The organism is Streptomyces sp. NPDC041814 (genome assembly GCF_055590565.1).
The window spans coordinates 46,301-66,585 of record NZ_JBVJAM010000002.1 but is presented as its reverse complement, the minus strand read 5'-3'; the positions used below and the strand labels follow the sequence as shown (position 1 = coordinate 66,585).

Here is a 20,285-nt window from a genome sequence, read left to right as displayed (position 1 = left end):
GCAGTGCGCCGATGCGGTCTAGACCAAGGGTGCCGGGTCCGGTCCGGGCGGCACGCGGTCAGGCAGCGACGAGGGGTGCGCCGGGCGGGCTGTGCAGCGGCGCGGCGAGCTCGGCGAGCGCGCGTTCCAGGCTGTGCAGGTGGGCGAGGGCGGGTTCGGTGGCGGCCGGGTGCGGCGGGACGGCGGAGACGACGGCCGTACGGCCGGTCAGGGCCTCGACCGCACTCTCGACGCGCCAGCAGGCCGCGGCGAGCCGTGCGTCGTGGGACGCCTCCGGGTCGGCGGCCACCGAGGCGAGACCCCGCACCTCGCGGGCGCACTCGTCCAGCAGGGCCAGCACGTGTCCGGCCCTGGCCCGGCGGGCGCGGAGCGGGCTGAGCGGGTGGACCAGCGGGGCGAGCGAGAGGCGGACGCGCCCGAGGAGCGCCTCCAGCTCGGCGACGCGCGGCGCCGGGTCGGCGGTGGCGGAGCCGGAGAGGCGGGCGGCGGCCTCCTCGGTGCAGGCGTGCACACAGCGCAGGGCGCGCTGGATCCAGGCGTCGGTCGTGGCGTGCGTGGTGACGGGCAGGACGCACAGCACCGCGAGCATCGCGCCGAGCGCGCCGACGGCGGTCTCACCGAGCCGCAGGGCGAGCAGCCCGGGGTCGAGCACCCCCAGCGAGCCGTAGAGGGCCCCGGCCATGACCGTCACCGAGAGCATCATCCAGGTGTAGGAGACCGCGGCGGTGTAGAAGATCCCGAACACCCCGGCGGCGACGACCAGGGCGGTCGGCACGGGCGCCCCGTGCAGCGGAACGACGACGGCGAGCCCGACCGGGATGCCGATGAGGGTGCCGAGGACCCGGCGGAAGCCGCGTACCAGGGTCTCGCCGCGCGAGGCGGTGTTCACGAAGACCCACCAGGTGGCCCCGACGGCCCAGTACCAGCGCTGGTCGGACATCAGCTGCCCGGCCATCAGCGCGACGGCTCCGCCGGTGACCGCCTGGACGGCCTGGCGGGTGGTGACCCTGGCCAGGCCGGTGCCGGCGGGCGGGGCGGGCACGGCGGGGGCGGTCAGCCGGCGCTCGTAGCACCAGAGGCCGAAGCGGACGGCCGACGCGGCGAGCAGGGAGAGGGCGACGGCGGAGTACAGCTCGGGGAGCTGCCCCGGCAGGGTGTGGAGGAACTGCGTGGTGAAGAAGGCCATGAAGGCGAAGACGCCGAGGGAGTGCCCGCGCGGCCCCCACCGCCGCGCGTAGACCCCCGCCCCCATGACCGCGAGGAACGCGGTGTCGCGGGCGAGCGGGTGGTCGTGGAGCAGTGCGGCGAGCGCGAGCACCGGGAAGCCGACGGCGGGCAGCAGCGCGGTGGTGACCGCCTGGCCCCGGACCGTGGGGTCGGTCACGGTGAACAGGGCGAGCAGCGCGGCCAGGCCGCCCGTGATGGCCGCCACGAGCGAGTGACCGACGAGCCCGCACACCACGACGGCGAGCCCGATGCCGAGCACCGCGCGGCAGGCGAAGCGCAGCCGCATCCGGCCGGGGTCCCGGGCCACGAACGCTTTCCTCAGCACTGCTGCTCCCCCACTCCGGTCCACCGGCTCTCCGTTCAGGCGCGAATCCAGGCACGAAAAAGGCGCCGCGGAGGTCCGCAGCGCCATCGACGGATCCATCAGACCATCCGAAGGGCGGTTGGCTCAAATTGAACTCTTTCCACTGGACCATTGGCCCACTCGAAGGCACATGAGACCTACCAGTCGGCAGCCAACGGACCAGCACCCCCGGAGAGCCGCCGCACGACCCGCCTTCCTTGGTCTAGACATGTCAAATTGCTATCGCTACGCTCACCCTTGGTCTAGACCGCAGCACTCTCCGGACATCACCCCACATCTCCAGGAGCGACGTATGCGCAAGAAGATCACGTCATTACTGGCCGGGCTGGCGGTCGCCGGCGCGGCCCTGCTGGCCACCTCGGCCCCCGCCCAGGGCCACGGCTACACCGACTCGCCCATCAGCCGGCAGCAGCTCTGCGGCATCGGCACCGTCAAGCGCTGCGGCCAGATCCAGTGGGAGCCGCCGAGCGTCGAGGGTCCCAAGGGCTTCCCCACCCGCGGACCGGCGGACGGCCACATCTGCTCGGGCGGCATCGGCCGGTTCTCCGAGCTGGACGACCCGCGTGGCGGCGCCTGGCCCGCCACCAAGGTCACCGCGGGCCAGAACTACACGTTCAACTGGCGGATCGAGGCGCGGCACGCCACGACCGACTTCCGCTACTACATCACCAAGGACGGCTACGACCCGGCCAAGCCGCTCACCCGGGCCGACCTGGAGACGCAGCCGTTCCTCACGGTGCCCTTCGGCGGCCGGCTGCCCGGCTCGACGGTCAGCCACTCCGGCGTGCTGCCGCAGAAGTCCGGGAAGCACCTGATCCTCGGCGTGTGGACGATCGCCGACACCGGCAACGCGTTCTACGCCTGCTCCGACGTGCAGTTCTGACCGTCCGGCCCGTGCCCCGCGCCACCCGCCCGTGCGCGGGGCACATCCGGCCGGAACGGTGACGCGCGGCCCGCCGCGCGCGAAGGCCGTTGATACAGTCGCTGGCCCCCGGAGGACGCACCGAAAGAGGCCGGCGAAGCATGGCGGTGGACGCGCTCGACACCCGTATCCTGCGGCTGCTCATCGAGCAGCCGCAGACGAGCGTGCGCGAGTACGCACGCATCCTGTCCATCGCCCGCGGCACCCTCCAGGCACGCATCGACCGGCTGGAGCGGGACGGTGTGATCACCGGGAGCGGCCCCTTCCTCTCACCCGCCGCACTCGGCCACCCCGTCCTGGCCTTCGTGCACCTGGAGGTCACGCAGGGCCATCTGGACGAGGTCGGCGACGCGCTCGCCGCCGTGCCCGAGATCATCGAGGCGTTCTCGACCACCGGCGGCGGCGACCTCCTGACCCGGGTGGTCGCCCGGGACAACGGGCACCTGGAGGACGTCATCCAGCGGCTCATCCGGCTGCCCGGCGTGGTCAGGACCCGGACCGAGGTCGCGCTGCGCGAACGCGTGCCGCACCGGCTGCTCCCGCTGGTCGAATCGCTGGGCGGCACCGCCCGTTGAGGAGGGCCGGTCGTGCGGGCTCCATGCGCCGGATATCCTGATCTTGCCGCGTGCCCCCACCCCGCTCTCGCCCCGGCGAGGCCGTCGCCGCGGCAGTCGAAGCGGTCCTCGGCCAGGCCCTGGGGCCCGAGCCATCGAGATTGGTGTGCACAGGTGCTGGTTGCTGGTCGGTACCGGCTGATATCCGCCATCGGCCGGGGCGGAATGGGTGAGGTCTGGCGGGCCACCGACGAAGTCCTCGGCCGATCCGTCGCCGTGAAGCTGCTCCTCGGCGAACACGCCGACGAGTCGGCCACCGCCCGGTTCCGCCTGGAGGCCCAGACCGCCGCCCGCCTGAGCCACCCTCATCTGGTGGCCGTCTTCGACTTCGGGGCCTGGGAGAACCGGCTCTTCCTCGTGATGGAGCTGGTCGAGGGCCGGAGCCTGGCGGATCTGCTGCTGGCCCAGGAACGGCTGGGCCCCGAACAGGCCGCCCGCATCGCGGGCCAGGCCGCCGCCGGACTGGCCGCCGCGCACCGGCAGGGCATCGTCCACCGCGACATCAAGCCCGGGAACCTCATGCTGGACGGCGAAGGCACCGTCAAGATCGGGGACTTCGGCATCGCGCAGTTCGTGGACGACCCGTCCGCCGCGCTGACGACGACGGGCCACATCGTCGGGACAAGCCTCTACCTCGCCCCGGAGCGGGCGCTCGGCCGCACCGCCGACGCCGCGTCCGACATGTACTCGCTCGGCTGCGTCGTCTACCAACTGCTGCTCGGTGAGCCGCCGTTCCGTTCGGACACCGCGACGGCCACCCTGTACCAGCACGTGGACACGCCCCCGGTGCCGCTGCGTCAGCGCGGCGTGGACGTCCCCGCCGCATTCGACGCGTACCTGCTCGGTCTGCTCGCCAAGCAGCCGGAGGACCGGCCCACCGCCCAGCAGGTCGCCGACTGGTTCAACGGCGACGCCTGGCGGGGCCGCCCGGAGCCGCTGCCGCCGCACCACCCGGCGCCCGCCCCCGCGCCCTTCACCGCCGCCCCCGCCCCGCTGCCCGGGGCGGACCCCGGCGCGCCGACGACGTACCGGCTCCCGCAGGCACCGACGGGACACGCACCCGCGTCCGGGACCGGGCAGGGTCACGGGCGGCGTGCGGCGGCCAGGACCGGCGGCAAGGCCCGGCGGCGGACCGCCGGTGAGGCGATCCGCCGCCGGCCCCGGGTCGCCAGTGCCATCGCGGGTGCGATCGCCTTCCTGGCGGCCGTGTTCCTGGGGATGAGCCTGTTCTCCGGGCGGTGACTACCAGCGACCGTGGACCGCGGCGCGGAACCGCCGGTCGTAGAGGTCGCGCACCGCGTCCAGCGTGCTCTGCGGGAGCGGGGCGAGCGCGGCGGCGGCCGCGTTGGCCCGCGCCTGCTCCGTCGAGCGCGCGCCGGGGATGACGCTGGTGACGCCCGGCTGCTGGATGATCCAGCGCAGCGCCGTCTGCGCCGGTGTCGCGCCTTCGGGGGCGAGCGCGGCGAACTCGGCGGCGGCCGCCACACCCGTGCCGTAGTCGACGCCGGAGAAGGTCTCGCCCTGGTCGAACTGCTCGCCGTGCCGGTTGAACGTGCGGTGGTCCCCGGGCGCGAAAACGGTGTCCGCGGTGTACTTGCCCGAGAGCAGACCGGAGGCCAGCGGCACCCGGGCGATGATCCCGACCCCGGCCGCCCGCGCCGCCGGCAGGACCTCGTCCAGCGGCTTGAGGCGGAACGGGTTGAGGATGATCTGCACGCTCGCCACACCCGGGCGGGCGATGGCCGTCAGCGCCTCGGCGCACGTCTCGACGCTGACCGCGTAGGCCGCGATCCGCTGCTCGGCGACGAGCGTGTCCAGCGCGTCGTACACCTCGTCCGAGGAGTAGACCGCGGTGGGCGGACAGTGCAGCTGTACGAGGTCGAGGGTGTCGACGCCCAGGTTGGCGCGGGAGCGGTCGTTCCAGGCGCGGAAGTTGTCCAGGGTGTAGTTCTCCGGCACCTGGTCGACGCGGCGGCCCATCTTCGTCGCGACGAAGACCCCGGCATCGGGCCGTTCCTTCAGGTAGCGGCCGATGAGCTGTTCGCTGCGGCCGTCCCCGTAGACGTCCGCCGTGTCGAAGAAGGTGACCCCCGATTCGACGGCCGCGTCGAGCACCCCGAGGGCGTCCTCCTCACGGACCTCGCCCCAGTCCCCGCCGAGTTGCCAGGTGCCCTGTCCGACGACCGACACGCTACGTCCGGTCCTGCCCAGTTCGCGCTGTTCCATGGGGATCATGCTACGTCCGCCCCGGTGGGCTGCCCGAGCGCGGCGAGCCGTGCCATCTCCTCGTCGGTGAGCCGCAGGGCGCCCGCCGCCACATTGGCCTCCAGATGGGCGGGGTTGCCGGTGCCCGGGATGGCCAGCACGTGCGGGCCCTGCTGGAGGGTCCACGCCAGCCGGACCTGGGCGGGCGAGACGCCCCGGGCGCGGGCCACGTCGAGCAGCGCCTCGTGCTCGGCGACGGCCCCGGACTCGCGGCCGGAGCCCGCGATGGCGTAGAAGGGGACGAAGGCGATGCCCCGTTCACCGCACATGCGCAGGACCTCCTGGGAGTCGGCGCGCCGCTCGCCGATGCCGTAGCGGTTCTGCACGCACACGACGGGGGCGATGGCCTGGGCCTCGGCTATCTGCTCCGGCCAGACGTTGGAGAGCCCGAGGTGGCGGATGAGTCCTTCCTCGCGGAGCTCGGCCAGGGCACCGAACAGATCGGAGACGGGGCGGTTGCCGTTCATCCGGAGGTTGACGACGTCGAGGTGGTCACGACCGAGCTGGCGGATGTTCTCCTGCACCTGGCCGCGCAGCTGCTCGGGGCGGGCCCAGTCGAGCCAGTCGCCGGAGGGGCCGCGGCCCGGACCGACCTTGGTGGTGATGACCAGGTCGTCCGGGTAGGGGCCGAGCGCCCGGTTGATCAGCTCGTTGGCCGAGCGGAGGGGCGAGAAGTAGAAGGCCGCCGTGTCGATGTGGTTCACGCCCAGCTCGACGGCGCGGCGCAGCACCGCGACGGCCCGGTCGCGGTCGTGCGGGGTGCGCTCGTCGCTGAACGCCCGGCCGTTCTGCGTCAGTCGCATGGCGCCGAAGCCCATCCGGTTGACGGTCAGATCACCGAGCCGCCAGGTGCCGGCGGACGCTGCGGTGAGGGGGTGCGAGGTCAAGGCTGGTGCCTTCCTTGGTGGGTGCGGACGAGCAGAGGGGTACCGCTTGAGGGGAAGCCAGAAATGCTTGCGCGGTTGCCGATTAAGTGATATGCTCGCCTCGACAGTTGCGTGTGAATCACCGTTCTGGTGAGAGTGCAGGATAACGTCCGCCTCCCCGCCTGTCCATCCCCCCTTTCCACATGCGTTTCCCGCGGCGCGTACGCCCGACTTGACGAGACTTGCCAACTCCCTTGCGGGCGCCCCCAGTTCGTTGACGAGGTCATGACCACATGTGAGTGTTCGGTCGCTCGATCACGGACACCACGAGGAGCCTCGATGAAACGCAGACCGATGACGGCCGGGACGACCCTGGCCGTCCTCGCCGGGATGCTGGTCGCCGTCAGCGGCCCGTCCGCCTCCGCGGACCCCGCACCGCCACCCGCCCCCAAGGGACTCACCACCGCCGTCTCGGCCGCCGACAAAGCCGCGGCCAGCGGCCTCGACACCCTGGCCAAGGGGCCGGAGGAGCGCTACGAGCGCCGGATGGTCACCCCGTGGATCAACGGCCTCTACTCCGTGGCGTACGAGCGCACCTACCGCGGCCTGCCCGTGGTCGGCGGGGACGCGGTCGTGGTGGCCGACTCGAAGGGGCGGGTACGCGGTTCGCAGTCGGCGGTCTCGCGGCGCATCAACGTGCCCACCACGGCGACCGTTTCAGCGAAGGCCGCCGAGGCCACCTCGCGCAAGCGACTGCGCACGGTGGACGAGGTCGAGAGCCACCGGCTCGTCGTACGGGCCACCGACAAGCGGTCCCGGCTTGCCTGGGAGACCGTGCTCACCGGCCGGACCGCCGAGGCGCCGAGCCGGCTGCACGTGTTCGTGGACGCGGGCACCGGCGCGGTCATCGACAGCTACGACGACGTCCGGGCCGGCACCGGCAACAGCCAGTGGAACGGGCCCAGTCCGCTCACCATCAACACCACCTCGTCCGGGTCCGGTTACTCGCTGCGCGACCCGAACCGCCCCGGGCTGAGCTGCGCCGACTACAGCACCGGAAGCGTGTTCACCAAGTCCACCGACTCCTGGGGCACCGGCAGCGCGTCCAGCAAGGAGACCGGCTGCGTCGACGTGATGTGGGCGGCCCAGCACGAGTGGGACATGCTGCGCGACTGGCTCGGTCGCAACGGACACGACGGCAACGGCCGCAGCTGGCCCGTCAAGGTCGGGCTCAACGACGTCAACGCCTACTGGGACGGCTCCACGGTCTCCATCGGCCACAACCAGGCCAACCAGTGGATCGCCGCCATGGACGTCGTGGGCCACGAATTCGGCCACGGCATCGACCAGTACACCCCGGGCGGCGCCAACAACGAGTCCGGGCTCGGCGAGGCCACCGGCGACATCATGGGCGCGCTGACCGAGGCGTACACCAATGAGCCGGCCCCCTACGACGACCCGGACTACACGGTCGGCGAGAAGATCGACCTCGTCGGCAACGGGCCGATCCGGATCATGTACAACCCCGGTCAGATCGGCGACCCGAACTGCTACAGCTCCTCCATACCCAACACCGAGGAGCACGCGGCGGCCGGGCCCCTCAACCACTGGTTCTATCTGCTCGCCGAGGGCTCGAACCCCGGTGGCGGCAAGCCCACCAGCCCCACCTGCAACAACTCCACGGTGACCGGTGTGGGCATCCAGAGCGCCGGCAAGGTGTTCTACGGCGGCATGCTCCTGAAGACCAGCGGCATGACGTACAAGCGCTACCGCACCGCCACCCTCACCGCGGCCAAGAACCTCGACACCACCTGCACGCTGTACAACCGCGCCAAGGCGGCGTGGGACGCGGTCAGCGTGCCCGCCCAGAGCGGTGACCCGACCTGCTCGCCGAGCGGCAACAACGACTTCTCGCTGTCCCTGGACCCGGCGTCCGGTTCGGTGAAGCCCGGCAGTTCCGTGACGGCCACCGTGCGCACGACGATCTCCTCCGGCAGCGCGCAGACGGTGAGCCTGTCCGCCAGCGGCCTGCCCAGCGGGGTGAGCGCCGCCTTCAGCCCGTCCTCGGTGCAGTCCGGCGCCACGTCCACGATGACCGTGTCGACCACGTCGGCCGCCGCCCCCGGCTCGTACACCTTCACCGTGAAGGGCGCGGGCAGCCAGGAGCACACCGCCCAGTACACGCTGACCGTCAACGACGGCGGCGGCAACCCCGGTGGCACCGCGCCCGACATCAGCGTCGCCAATGTGCAGGCCCACCTGACGCAGTTCAGCACCATCGCCTCGCAGAACGGTGGCAACCGGCGGGCGGGCAGCACCGGATACACCGCCTCGCTCAACTATGTGAAGGGCAAGCTTCAGGCGGCCGGCTACACCGTCACCGAGCAGACCTGCGCCACCTGCACCTACTCCGGCAAGAACCTGATCGCGGACTGGCCGGGCGGGCCCTCCGACAGCACCGTGATGTTCGGTGCCCACCTGGACGGGGTCTCCGCCGGGCCCGGCATCAACGACAACGGCTCCGGCTCGGCGACCCTGCTGGAAAACGCCCTCGCCCTCGCCCAGCAGAACCCCACCATGACCAAGCACGTCCGGTTCGCCTGGTGGAACGGCGAGGAGCAGGGCCTCCAGGGCTCCAAGTACTACGTCAGCCAGCTGAGTTCGGCGCAGCGCAGCGCCATCACCGCGTACTACAACTTCGACATGGTCGCCTCGGTCAACGGCGGCTACTTCATCAACAACCTCAACTCGGCCGCCTCGGCCCCGATGAAGGAGTACTGGGCCTCCCTCGGCCTCGCCCCGGAGGAGAACGTCGAGGGCCAGGGACGCTCCGACGACTACTCCTTCCAGCAGGGCGGGATCGCCACCTCCGGCTACGCCACCGGCGCCAGTGACACCAAGACCTCGGCGCAGGCGGCCAAGTGGGGTGGCACGGCGGGCCGTTCGTACGACCCGTGCTACCACCAGTCGTGCGACACCACCGCCAACATCAACGCCACCGCGCTCGACCGCAGCGCCGACGGGGTCGCGTACACCCTGTGGAAGACGGCGGTCGGCACCACCACGCCCGCCGACGACTTCTCCGTCTCGGTGAACCCCGTGTCGGGCAGCGTCCAGCCGGGCTCCTCGGTCACCGCGACCGTGTCCACGGCCACCACCAGCGGCTCCGCGCAGAGCGTGCGCCTGACGGCGTCCGGTGCGCCGAGCGGCGTCACCGTCTCCTTCTCGCCCTCCTCCGTGCAGTCCGGGTCGTCGGCCACGATGACGGTCTCGGCGAGCGCCCAGGCGGCGGCGGGTACGTACACGCTCACCGTGACCGGCACCGGTACGGCCGCGCACACCACCACGTACTCGCTGGTGGTCGGTGGCGGCGGCACCTGCCAGCCCCGGCAGGTCGTGACCAACGGCGGGTTCGAGAACGGCACCGCACCATGGACGCAGACCGACGGCGTCATCAACAACCGGACCTCCGAGAAGCCCGCGCACAGCGGCTCCTACCAGGCGTGGTTCGGCGGCTGGGGCAGCACCCACAGCGACACCGCCACCCAGTCGCTGACCGTTCCGGCCGGCTGCTCGACGTACCGGCTGTCGTTCTATCTGCGCACCGACACCGCCGAGACGCCCGACGGGAACGCGTACGACACGTTCACCGTGAAGCTGGGTTCGCGGACGCTGGCCACGTACTCGAATCTCGACGCCACCAACAGCTATGTGCTGAAGACGTTCGACGTCGCGTCGGCGGCCGGGCAGACCGTGACGCTGGGCTTCACCAGTAGCGAGGACGCCTATCTGCAGACCAGCTTCGTCCTGGACGACGTGGCCCTCGACGTGAGCTGATCCCACCAGGAACGGGTGCGGGGGCGGGGCGTGATCCACACGCCCCGCCCCTGCCGTTGTCCGTGCTCAGTGGACGACCGCGGCCAGCCGGCGGACGAAGTCCTCGGTCTCCGTACGCCCGTCGGCACGGCCGGCCAGTCGTCCGTAGAGTCCGCGCAGCTCCTGGCCGAGCAGGGTCGCGGGGTGCACCTCGGTGCTGTCCAGGACCGGTCCGGCCACCTCCGAAGCGGCGGCCGGTTCGCCCGCGCAGACGTACGCGTCCGCCGTGCGGGCCAGGAACAGCTTGCGGGCCGAGTGCAGGCCCGGCGGCAGCAGCCGGATCGCGCTGCCTGCCGCGTCCAGGGCGCGCAGCGCGTAGCGGCGCTCCCCCGTCGCGGCGGCGAGGTCGCGCAGCGCGCCCGCCGCGCCCGACTCCACCCGCAGGCGCACGGAGGCGACGGAGAGCCACGGCGCCTCCGCCTCGTCCCGCTCGTCGGCCAGGTCCATCTGCGACCAGGCCCGGGCGATGTGGTGCAGGGTGCGGCCGGCGTCGCCGCGCACCGCGTGGCCGCGCGCCTGGTACAGGTCGCTCATCGCCCCGGCCCAGTGCCGGCCCGCCGCGGCCGGGCGGATGGCTTCGCCGTACGCGAGGGCGGAGGGGCCGTCGCCCTCAAGGCGGGCCAGGGTGCTCATGTCGCTGAGCGCCGCGACCCGGACGCCGACGTGGCCGGACATGGCCGCCCACACCAGGGACCGGTCGAGCCAGGCCATCGCCGTGCCGTTGCGCCCCCACAGGAGCCTGAGGCAGCCGGCCGACTGCGCGTACTCGGCTGCCAGCGGGGCGAGTTGGCGTTGGTACGGGGCGGCCGGGAGCGCCATCCAGCGGAGCATCGCGTGCAGGGTGCGCTCGACCACCGCGGTCGCTCCGGGCCAGGCGCGCTCCTCGTCGGCGCGCAGGCAGACGGCGAGCAGCGCGGTCAGGGCGTGCACCGTGTCGGTGTCCAGGGCGGGGCGGCCCGTGGCGTCGGGCCCCAGGGCGCAGAACCGCTCGTGCAGGGCGACGACGTCGGAGAGGGCGGGGACCGTGCAGCCGTCGCGCCCGTGCAGCGGGCAGACCAGGCCGTACGCCGGCAGCCGCCCGGGCAGGACGGCCCCCGGCGGGAGCATCGCCGCCAGTCGGCCCCCGGCGGGCTCGCCGGGCAGCGGGCCCTGCCGGACCGGGTCGGGCAGCGGCCCGGGCGCGAGGGGCAGCGCCTCCGCCCGCTCCCGCTCCTCGGCCTCCTCGCAGGCGGCGACGAGGTCCCCTTCGGCCCTCAGCAGCTGGTCCAGGCGGCGGGCCAGCGGGAGCGGGGTGCGGCGGCTGCCGTGTTCGAGTTTGCTGATGGCGGTGTGGTCGTAGCCGACCCGGGCGCCCACCTGGGCCTGGGTGAGACCGGCCCGCCTGCGCCGCAGACGCAGCCGGGCGCCGAACGCCCGCCACGCCTGGACACTCCGGGCGTCCGCGGGCGCGGGTCCCGTGGCCCCGGTCACCCCGGGCCTCGTCGTGCCTGGTCAGCGGCGCTTCTCGCGCCACGCTCACGGCTCATGCCCCGGAGGATAGCGAGGGGCCGGGCCCGCTGTCCCCGGGGCGGGAACAACATGTCCGGTAACCGGCGCGGAGGTTCGCGGCGCGACGGCCGGGACACCCTCCGTGCGTGCCCGGCGATTGCGGTGGCAACGATCCGCGCCACCTCATGCACTCCTCGTACGCGCCCCGTCAGCAACTGAACCGACGCCACGTCAGTTCCCTTGTGGCGGGCCCTGTCAAGATGGCCGCAACACGGACACTCGTGAGCTTTCCGTCGTCAACTGTTGTCCTCAAGGCCACCCGAACAAGCTGTTGTTGCACACCTATTGACGTGTCGGGAGCCAGGGTGAAGTATCCCCATCGGCCGGAGAGAGCGCTCTCCGGCTTCGTGTCGTGCACCCGTTCCGCGACTCAGGAGACAAGCCCCCATGTATGGACCCCCCTCGCTCCGCAGACCCGTACGTTCGACCGGAAGAAGACGTACCGGCGTCCTGGCCGCCGTCACCGGTCTCGTCGTCTCACTCCTCGCCTTCGTGCCCTCCACCCAGGCCACCGCGGCGCCTTCCCTGCTCTCGCAGGGCAGGACGGTCACCACGTCCAGCCAGGAGAGCGCCGGCACCCCCGCCACCGCGGCCGTCGACGGTGACAACGGCACCCGCTGGTCGAGCGCCTTCTCCGACCCGCAGTGGATCAAGGTCGACCTGGGCACCTCCGCCTCGGTCAGCCAGATCGCGCTCAGGTGGGAGGCCGCGTACGCCAAGAGCTACAAGATCGAGTTCTCCACGGACAACAGCACGTGGAGCACCGCCTACTCGACCACCACGGGCCCCGGCGGCAACGAGACGCTGAACGTCTCGGGCACCGCCCGCTACGTGCGGCTGACCGGCACCGCCCGCGCCACCGGATACGGCTACTCCCTCTGGGAATTCCAGGTGTTCGGCACCACCGGCGGCGACGGCGGCACGCAGATCCCGGGCGGCGGCGACCTCGGTCCGAACGTCCTGGTCTTCGACCCGTCGACGCCGGGCATCCAGGCCAAGGTGGACGAGATCTTCCACCAGCAGGAGTCGGCGCAGTTCGGCAACGGCCGCTACGCGCTGCTGTTCAAGCCGGGCACGTACAACAACATCAACGCGCAGATCGGCTTCTACACCTCGATCGCCGGCCTCGGCCTCAAGCCCGACGACACCACGTTCAACGGTGATGTCACCGTCGACGCGGGCTGGTTCAACGGCAACGCCACGCAGAACTTCTGGCGTTCTGCCGAGAACCTGGCGCTTAACCCGGTGAACGGCACCGACCGCTGGGCGGTCTCGCAGGCCGCACCGTTCCGCCGGATGCACGTCAAGGGCGGCCTCAACCTCGCCCCGAACGGCTACGGCTGGGCGAGCGGCGGCTACATCGCCGACAGCAAGATCGACGGACAGGTCGGCCCGTACTCGCAGCAGCAGTGGTACACCCGCGACAGCTCCATCGGCAGCTGGGGCAACGGCGTCTGGAACATGACGTTCTCCGGCGTCGAGGGCGCGCCCGCCCAGAGCTTCCCCAACCCCCCGTACACCACCCTCGACAACACCCCGGTCTCCCGCGAGAAGCCGTTCCTCTACCTGGACGGCAACACCTACAAGGTGTTCGTCCCCGCCAAGCGCACCAACGCCCGCGGCGTCTCCTGGAACGGCACTCCGCAAGGCGAGTCCATCCCGCTGAGCCAGTTCTACGTCGTCAAGCCGGGGGCCACCGCCGCCACCATCAACGCGGCCGTCCAGCAGGGCCTGCACCTGCTGTTCACGCCCGGCATCTACCACGTCGACCAGACGATCAACATCGACCGCGCCAACACCGTCGTGCTGGGCCTCGGCCTCGCCACGATCATCCCGGACAACGGGGTCACCGCCCTCAAGGTCGGTGACGTGGACGGCGTCAAGCTGGCCGGGCTCCTGGTCGACGCCGGTCCGCAGAACTCCCAGGTCCTCGTGCAGGTCGGCCCCGAAGGCGCCTCCGCGAGCCACGCGGCCAACCCGACCAGCGTCCAGGACGTGTTCGTCCGGGTCGGCGGCGCGGGCGCCGGCAAGGCGACCACGGGCATGGTGATCAACAGCAACGACACGATCATCGACCACACCTGGCTGTGGCGCGCCGACCACGGCGAGGGCATCGGCTGGGAGACCAACCGCGCCGACTACGGCCTCCAGGTCAACGGCGACAACGTCCTGGCCACCGGGCTGTTCGTCGAGCACTTCAACAAGTACGACGTCCGCTGGTCCGGCGAGAACGGCAAGACGATCTTCTTCCAGAACGAGAAGGCCTACGACGCCCCCAACCAGGCAGCCGTGCAGAACGGTGACATCAAGGGCTACGCCGCCTACAAGGTGGACGACTCGGTCAACACCCATGAGGGCTGGGGGCTGGGGAGCTACTGCTACTTCAACGTCGACCCCAGCATCCGCCAGGACCACGGCTTCGAGGCCCCGGTCAAGGCGGGCGTGAAGTTCCACGACCTGCTCGTCGTCTCGCTCGGCGGCCAGGGCCAGTACAACCACGTCATCAACGACACGGGCTCCCCGACCTCGGGGACCTCGACCGTCCCGTCGAACGTGGTGTCCTACCCCTGACGGTGACACGCGGGACATGAGGCACCCGAGGTGAATCGGCGCGGGGCCCGGCGGACTGCCGGGCCCCGCGTCCGTCGTCTACAGCAGACCTGACGGCGGCGGGCCGCCGAGTGCCTGCTCGGACCAGATCACCTTGCCCCGGTCGGTGTACCTGGCACCCCAGCGCTCGGCGAACTGGGCGACGAGGAAGAGTCCCCGGCCGCCCTCGTCCGTCGTGGTGGCGTAGCGCAGGTGCGGGGAGGTGCTGCTGCAGTCCGACACCTCGCAGGTCAGGGCCCGGTCGTAGAGCAGCCGGACCGTGATGGGCTCGGAGCCGTAGCGGATGGCGTTGGTGACGAGTTCGCTCAGGATGAGCTCGGTGACGAAGCCCTCCTCGTCCAGGCCCCGGTCGGAGAGCCAGCGCATGGCCTGCTTACGGATTCCGGCGACGGCGGCGGGGTCCGGGGGCACGTCCCACTGGACGCGCCGGGACGGGTCCAGGGTGCGGGTGCGGGCGACCAGCAGGGCCACGTCGTCGCCCGGGCGGCTGGGCAGCATGGCCTCCAGCACGTCGTCGCAGGTCTCCTCGGGGGTGCGGTCCCGGTCGGCGAGCGAGCGGCGCAGCAGCTCCATGCCGTCGTCGATGTCCCGGTCGCGGCGCTCCACCAGCCCGTCCGTGTACAGGACGAGGCGGCTTCCCTCGGGAACGTCCAGCTCGGTCATCTCGAACGGCATGCCGCCGATCCCCAGGGGCAGCCCGGCCGGGATCTCCGGGAAGCTGACCGTGCCGTCGGGCAGCACGAGGGCGGGCCCGGGGTGGCCGGCCCTGGCGACCGCGCAGCGGCCGGACACGGCGTCGTAGATCGCGTACAGGCAGGTGGCACCCGTGATCGCGCCGCCGCCCGACTCCTCGTCCTGGTCCATCCTGACCACCAGTTCGTCCAGATGGCCGAGGAGTTCGTCGGGGGCCAGCTCGAGCGTGGAGAAGTTCAGGACCGTCGTGCGCAGCCGGCCCATGGTGGCCGCCGCGTGCAGCCCGTGCCCGACGACGTCGCCGACGACGAGGGCGACCCGGGCGCCGGAGAGCGGGATCACGTCGAACCAGTCGCCGCCCACGCCCGCCTGCGCCGGCAGGTAGCGGTAGGCGACGTCCAGGGCGTTCTGCTCGGGCAGGCCGCGTGGAAGGAGGCTGCGCTGGAGGGTGACGGCCATCTCGTGCTCGCGGGTGTAGCGGCGGGCGTTGTCGACGCTGACCGCGGCACGGGCCACCAGTTCCTCGGCGAAGGAGAGGTCGTCCAGGTCGAAGGGGACCTGGTTGTGGGCGCGCCAGAAGTTCGCCACGCCCAGGATGACGCCGCGGGCGCGCAACGGGACCGAGAGCAGCGAGTGGTAGCCGTGTTCCACGATGCGGTCGGCCTGTTCCGGTTCGGCCTCGCGCCACTGCCGGGAGGCGGCCAGGTCGGAGACGATCCAGGTGTGTCCGACACCGGTGCCCAGGCCCTCGGCGGTGGTCGGCCGGTAGCCGATGACGCGGCCGGACGGGAAGAGCGGGTGGTCCTCGGCGGCGGTGCGGACGGCGGTGCGGCGGAGCTCCAGGGTGTCGCCGGCGGGCGATCGCGGCTCCGCACCGCGCAGGACGGCGTCGGCCAGGTCGACCGTGACGGCGTCGGCGAATCCGGGGACGGCGACGTCCGCGAGTTCCTGGGCGGTGGTGGTGACGTCGAGGGTGGTCCCGATCAGGGCGCCCGCGCGGTAGAGGAGCGTCAGCCGTTCGCGTACGGTCTCCGCGCGGCCGGTGAGGGCCCGCAGTTCGGTGGTGTCGCGGAGGGTGGCGACCATGCCGGGCTGTCCGCCGCGCTCCTCGGTGGGGCGGAGGTTGACGGCGAGCAGCCGGTCCCCGGCGGGCCGCAGCTCGTCCGTGGCGACCTGCCCGGAGGCCAGCAGCTCCGCGGTGCCGGAGGCGAGCCCGAGGTCGGTCACCGCGCGGCCCTCGGCGTCGGGCGGGAGGTCGAGCAGCCGCCGGGCCTCGTCGTTGGCGAGCAGCAGCCGGTGGTCGGCGCCGATGATGAGGACGCCCTCGCGCACGGCGTGCAGGACGGCGTCGTGGTGCTCGTACATCCGGGTCATCTCGGCCGGGCCGAGGCCGCGCGTCTGGCGGCTGAGCCGACGGCTGACCAGGGCGGCCCCGGCCACGGTGAGGGCGAGGGCGGTCACCCCGGCGCCGATGGTCAGCGGAACGCTCGGATACGCGAGCCGGTTGACGGCCTCGACCTTGATGCCGACCGCCACCAGTCCGGCAACGGAGCCGTCCCTGCGCTCGACGGGCACCGCGGAGGCGACCGCCTTGCCGCGGCTCGTCGTGACCGTGCGGGTGACGGCGTCGCCCTTGAGCGCTTCCGTGTACGGGCCGGGGATCTTCTTGCCGATGAGCGCGATGTCCCGGTGCGTGTACCGGATGCCGTTGGAGCCGGCCACGACGACGTACTCGACGCCGGTGCTCTGCCGGATCTCCTCGGCACGCGGCTGGAGGACGGCCGTGGGGTCCTTGCTGTCGAGCGCCGCCGCCACGCCCGGGGCGTGCGCGAAGGTCTGCGCGACGCTCAGCGACTGGGCGCGCGCGGCGCTCATGCTGTCGCGGCGGCCCTGCACGACCAGAGCGACGACCGCGGCGGCGTCGAGCAGGACGACGATGCCGAGCATGAGGACGAAGAACTGTCCGGCGACGGTGCGCACGCTGAACAGGGAAAGCAGGCCCCGCCCCCGGGAGGCCCGATCCCGCGGCGGCTGCTTCGAGGGCGCGGGTGCGTCGCCGCCCGGGCGGCCGCCGTCGTGTCGCTGCGGACGCCGGGCGGAGCGGTGAAATATCGCCCGGAACCGACCTGTGCCACCCACATATCCAGGTTTAACACGGATTGTCGCAGGGCGATCGGTGTGCGGGCCCGGTCCGCGCCCCCGGCGGGCCGGGCCGAACGCGATCGGGTGACGCGCGGGCGGCCGGGCGCGCGCCCGGCCGCCGGCAGCGGTGCGGTCGTCCGATGATCCGGAAATGGTGCCTGTGTTCCTGACCAAGGCGGTCGAGCTGCTGCTCGGCCGGGAGAACCGCTCGCTGCATCTGAAGGCGGCAGGCTGGGCGACGGTGCTGCTCGCCGTGACCATGCTGGCCGGGTCCTGGCTGGTGGTGCTGGCCGAGCGGCACGGGCCGGACGCCACGATCACGTCCTATCCGCGGGCGCTGTGGTGGTCCGTGGAGACCGCCACGACCGTCGGTTACGGGGATCTCTTCCCGGTGACGCTGTGGGGGCGGGTCGTGGCCGCTGTCGTGATGGGCGTCGGCATCACGACGTACGGGATGGTCACGGCCGCGCTCGCGACCTGGTTCGTCGGGCACGAGCAGCGGCGCCGCCACCGGCTGGCCGCCGAGGCCGGGCAGGCCGCGCGCCGGATGCGGGACGAGACGGAGCAGCTGCTGCACGAGCGCTTCGACCGCATCGAGCGGCTGCTCGCGGAGTCGGGGCGCAGACCGCCGGGCTGAGCGGCGGGGTGCTCCGGGTGTGAACGGCGCGGGGCCGGGCAGCCCTTTTTCGATCATCCGCCCCGGGGGCCCGGGAAACCGGCAGGATGTCGGTGGACAGGGCCGTCGTCCCGGCGGCGGTGCCGAGCGAGGAGAGGAGCCCCATGCGGGAGACGCGTGCAGAGCAGCCGCCGGACGAGGAGACCGCTCACAGCGCGGCCGAGGAGGCGCAGGTCATCGTGGTCGGCGCGGGCCCGGCCGGTTCGTCCGCCGCCTACCACCTCGCGAGAGCCGGGGTCGATGTGCTGCTCCTGGAGAAGTCCAGCTTCCCCCGCGAGAAGGTGTGCGGGGACGGCCTGACTCCGCGCGCGGTGCACCAGCTGATCCGCATGGGCGTCGACATCCAGGCGCCGGGGTGGACCCGGTCGCGAGGGATGCGCTGGGTGGCAGGGCCCCGGCAGGTGGAGATCGACTGGCCGGCGCTGGGCGGTTTCCCGGACTTCGGGCTCACCCGCAGCCGCCACGACTTCGACGACATCCTGGCCCGGCACGCCGTCGCGGCCGGTGCCCGGCTGCGTACCGGGGTGAAGGTGAAGGAGCCGGTGACCGACCGGGCCGGGCGGATCACCGGGGTGGCGGCGGCGTCCGGCACGGGCACGGTGGTGCACCGGGCCCCCGTCGTGATCGCCGCCGACGGCGCCTCGGCCCGGATCGCCCTGGCGATGGGTCTTGAGCGGGACGCCAAACGGCAGATCGCGACGGCCGCCCGGCGCTACTACCGCAGCCCGGAGCGTTCCCGGGAGGACTTCCTGGAGCTGTGGGCGGACCTCCGCTTCCCGAGGAGCGACGCCTATCTGCCGGGATACGGCTGGATCTTCCCGATGGGGGACGGCCGGGTGAACGTCGGTCTGGGCGCGCTCCCCCACCGCCGGCACGGCAGCGCGGACCTGCGGGCCACGCTGGACCGCTGGCTCGCCCGTACGCCCGAGGAATGGGGGCTGCGGGAGGAGAACGCGGAGGGGCCCGTGCGCAGCGCCGCCCTGCCGCTGGGCTTCAACCGCCACCCGCTGTACACCCGGGGGCTCCTGCTGGTCGGGGACTCCGGGGGCATGGTGAGCCCGTGGAACGGCGAGGGCATCGGGCAGGCGATGGAGGCGGGCGAGGTCGCCGCCGAGACGACGGCGCTGGCGCTGGCGCTGCCGCCCGGGCCGAGGCGGGAGCGGGCGCTGCGCCACTATCCGGCCGAGATGAACCGCCGCTGGGGCCGCTACTACCGGCTCGGCAACACGGCGGCCGATCTGGTCTTCAGCCGGTCGGGCTTCCAGCCGGTGCTGAACAGGTACGTGATGGGGTCACCGGCGCTGCTCAACACCCTGGCCCGGCTGCTCACCAACCTCACGGAGCACCCCTCGCGCGACGCGATCGACCATGTCCTGAACACGGCGGTCCGCCTGGTGCCCTCGCCGGGCGCCCGGCGCCGCTGATCCGCGGCGGGCTCACCGTTCGTCGGTGGGCGGGATGTGGACCCATATCTGACCGAAGGCGATCAATGAAGTTGCGAAGGACCGCAGAAGGCGGAGGAGGACGAGGCGCATGCCGTCAGCGTTCCCGTCCGTGCCAAAGCCGCGCCAAAGCCGGCCGCACCCCATGCGTTTCGGCCAATCGCCCTACGTACGCAGTTTCCCCGATGTGCGGACAGGCGCGCGCCCTCGAAAGTGACGGGAGCCGGACGAACGAAAGTCCGTTCCCCCTATCGCACGAGGTATCGATGCGCTACGAACTGCTCGGCCCCCTCCGCGTCTCCCACGACGGCCGGGGCTGCTCCCTCAGCGCGCCCAAGATGGAAATGACCCTGGCCACGCTGCTCGTCGGAGCCGGACGCGTGACCACGAAGGATCAGATCATCGAGGAGCTGTGGGGGTCGGGACCGCCCCGGCGCGCCTCGGCCGCCGTCCACGTCTACCTCTCGCAGCTGCGCAAGTTCCTCACTGCGGCCGGCGGCGACGGGAGCAGCGCCATCGTCACCAAGCCCTCCGGCTATCTGATGCGCCTCGACGGGGCGGCTTACGACGTCGAGGACTTCCGGTCCGCCGTGCGCGAGGGCCGCGGCCTCCAGCAGGCCGGACGGTACGAGGCCGCGCTCGACGCCTTCGGGCGGGCGCTGTCCCTGGTGCGCGGCCCGGTCCTGGACGGCACGCCGGAGGGCCCGGTCCTGACCCGCTTCGCCACCTGGGTGGAGGAGGAGCGGCTGGCCTGCCTGGAGCTTTCCGTCGAGGCCAGTACGGCACTCGGCCGGCACCGGGAGGTCATCGGTCTGCTGAACACCCTCACCGCCGAATATCCGCTGCGGGAGTCCTTCTACCGCCAGCTGATGCTGGTCCTGTACCGCTCGGAGCGGCAGGCGGAGGCGCTGGAGGTGTACCGCTCGGCCCAGCGCGTCCTGCGCTCCGAACTGGGGCTTGAGCCCTGCCGGTCGCTGCGCAGACTGCATCAGGCGATCCTCACGTCCGACCGCCTCCTCGACCTGCCGATGGCGGGCTGA

The 20,285-nt window shown here is 72.3% G+C and carries 13 protein-coding genes; 8 read left to right on the top strand and 5 right to left on the bottom strand.

What is annotated here, in order from left to right; all coding sequences use genetic code 11:
* Positions 1 to 58 precede the first annotated feature (58 nt).
* Positions 59 to 1,552, bottom strand: a complete 1,494-nt coding sequence (locus ACZ6C6_RS05695; protein WP_469199436.1) for an FUSC family protein — start codon at positions 1,550 to 1,552, stop codon at positions 59 to 61.
* Between the two features lie 331 nt (positions 1,553 to 1,883).
* Between ACZ6C6_RS05695 and ACZ6C6_RS05690 the strand changes: the two genes are divergently transcribed.
* From ACZ6C6_RS05690 to ACZ6C6_RS05680, 3 genes are all read left to right on the top strand, one after another.
* A complete protein-coding gene (locus tag ACZ6C6_RS05690) occupies positions 1,884 to 2,474 on the top strand; it encodes a lytic polysaccharide monooxygenase auxiliary activity family 9 protein (protein WP_469199435.1) in 591 nt (196 codons plus the stop codon).
* 140 nt (positions 2,475 to 2,614) lie between these two features.
* The gene (locus ACZ6C6_RS05685) at positions 2,615 to 3,088 is read left to right on the top strand and encodes an Lrp/AsnC family transcriptional regulator (protein WP_018106209.1); all 474 of its coding nucleotides are present in this window, start codon (positions 2,615 to 2,617) and stop codon (positions 3,086 to 3,088) included.
* A gap of 153 nt (positions 3,089 to 3,241) precedes the next feature.
* The gene (locus ACZ6C6_RS05680; protein ID WP_469199433.1) at positions 3,242 to 4,369 is read left to right on the top strand and encodes a serine/threonine-protein kinase; all 1,128 of its coding nucleotides are present in this window, start codon (positions 3,242 to 3,244) and stop codon (positions 4,367 to 4,369) included.
* On the opposite strand, the gene ACZ6C6_RS05675 is transcribed toward ACZ6C6_RS05680, so the two are convergent.
* Both ACZ6C6_RS05675 and ACZ6C6_RS05670 read right to left on the bottom strand, forming a co-directional pair.
* Positions 4,370 to 5,362, bottom strand: a complete 993-nt coding sequence (locus ACZ6C6_RS05675; RefSeq protein WP_469199431.1) for an aldo/keto reductase — start codon at positions 5,360 to 5,362, stop codon at positions 4,370 to 4,372.
* On the bottom strand, positions 5,359 to 6,279 hold the full coding sequence (locus tag ACZ6C6_RS05670) for an aldo/keto reductase (protein ID WP_469199429.1): 921 nt from the start codon (positions 6,277 to 6,279) through the stop codon (positions 5,359 to 5,361). The genes ACZ6C6_RS05675 and ACZ6C6_RS05670 overlap by 4 nt, the downstream gene beginning before the upstream one ends.
* 333 nt (positions 6,280 to 6,612) lie before the next feature.
* On the opposite strand from ACZ6C6_RS05670, the gene ACZ6C6_RS05665 reads away from it, so the two are divergent.
* The gene (locus tag ACZ6C6_RS05665; RefSeq protein WP_469200834.1) at positions 6,613 to 10,095 is read left to right on the top strand and encodes a M28 family peptidase; all 3,483 of its coding nucleotides are present in this window, start codon (positions 6,613 to 6,615) and stop codon (positions 10,093 to 10,095) included.
* 66 nt (positions 10,096 to 10,161) lie between these two features.
* Here ACZ6C6_RS05665 and ACZ6C6_RS05660 read toward each other — a convergent pair whose 3' ends face one another.
* Positions 10,162 to 11,604 (bottom strand): helix-turn-helix domain-containing protein, encoded by a 1,443-nt coding sequence (locus ACZ6C6_RS05660; protein ID WP_469199428.1) that lies wholly within the window; start codon positions 11,602 to 11,604, stop codon positions 10,162 to 10,164.
* Positions 11,605 to 12,069: 465 nt separating this feature from the next.
* Between ACZ6C6_RS05660 and ACZ6C6_RS05655 the strand changes: the two genes are divergently transcribed.
* Positions 12,070 to 14,253: a discoidin domain-containing protein gene (locus ACZ6C6_RS05655; protein ID WP_469199426.1), complete on the top strand. Its 2,184-nt coding sequence runs from the start codon at positions 12,070 to 12,072 to the stop codon at positions 14,251 to 14,253.
* 78 nt (positions 14,254 to 14,331) lie between these two features.
* On the opposite strand, the gene ACZ6C6_RS05650 is transcribed toward ACZ6C6_RS05655, so the two are convergent.
* On the bottom strand, positions 14,332 to 16,974 hold the full coding sequence (locus tag ACZ6C6_RS05650; protein WP_469200831.1) for a SpoIIE family protein phosphatase: 2,643 nt from the start codon (positions 16,972 to 16,974) through the stop codon (positions 14,332 to 14,334).
* Positions 16,975 to 17,278: 304 nt separating this feature from the next.
* Between ACZ6C6_RS05650 and ACZ6C6_RS05645 the strand changes: the two genes are divergently transcribed.
* The 3 genes from ACZ6C6_RS05645 (at position 17,279) to ACZ6C6_RS05635 (ending at position 20,285) form a co-directional block, all read left to right on the top strand.
* The gene (locus tag ACZ6C6_RS05645; RefSeq protein ID WP_469199424.1) at positions 17,279 to 17,764 is read left to right on the top strand and encodes a potassium channel family protein; all 486 of its coding nucleotides are present in this window, start codon (positions 17,279 to 17,281) and stop codon (positions 17,762 to 17,764) included.
* A gap of 143 nt (positions 17,765 to 17,907) precedes the next feature.
* Positions 17,908 to 19,227 carry a geranylgeranyl reductase family protein gene (locus ACZ6C6_RS05640; protein WP_469199422.1) on the top strand — a complete coding sequence of 440 codons (1,320 nt, stop codon included), beginning with the start codon at positions 17,908 to 17,910 and terminating at the stop codon, positions 19,225 to 19,227.
* Between the two features lie 284 nt (positions 19,228 to 19,511).
* Positions 19,512 to 20,285 (top strand): AfsR/SARP family transcriptional regulator, encoded by a 774-nt coding sequence (locus ACZ6C6_RS05635; RefSeq protein ID WP_469199420.1) that lies wholly within the window; start codon positions 19,512 to 19,514, stop codon positions 20,283 to 20,285.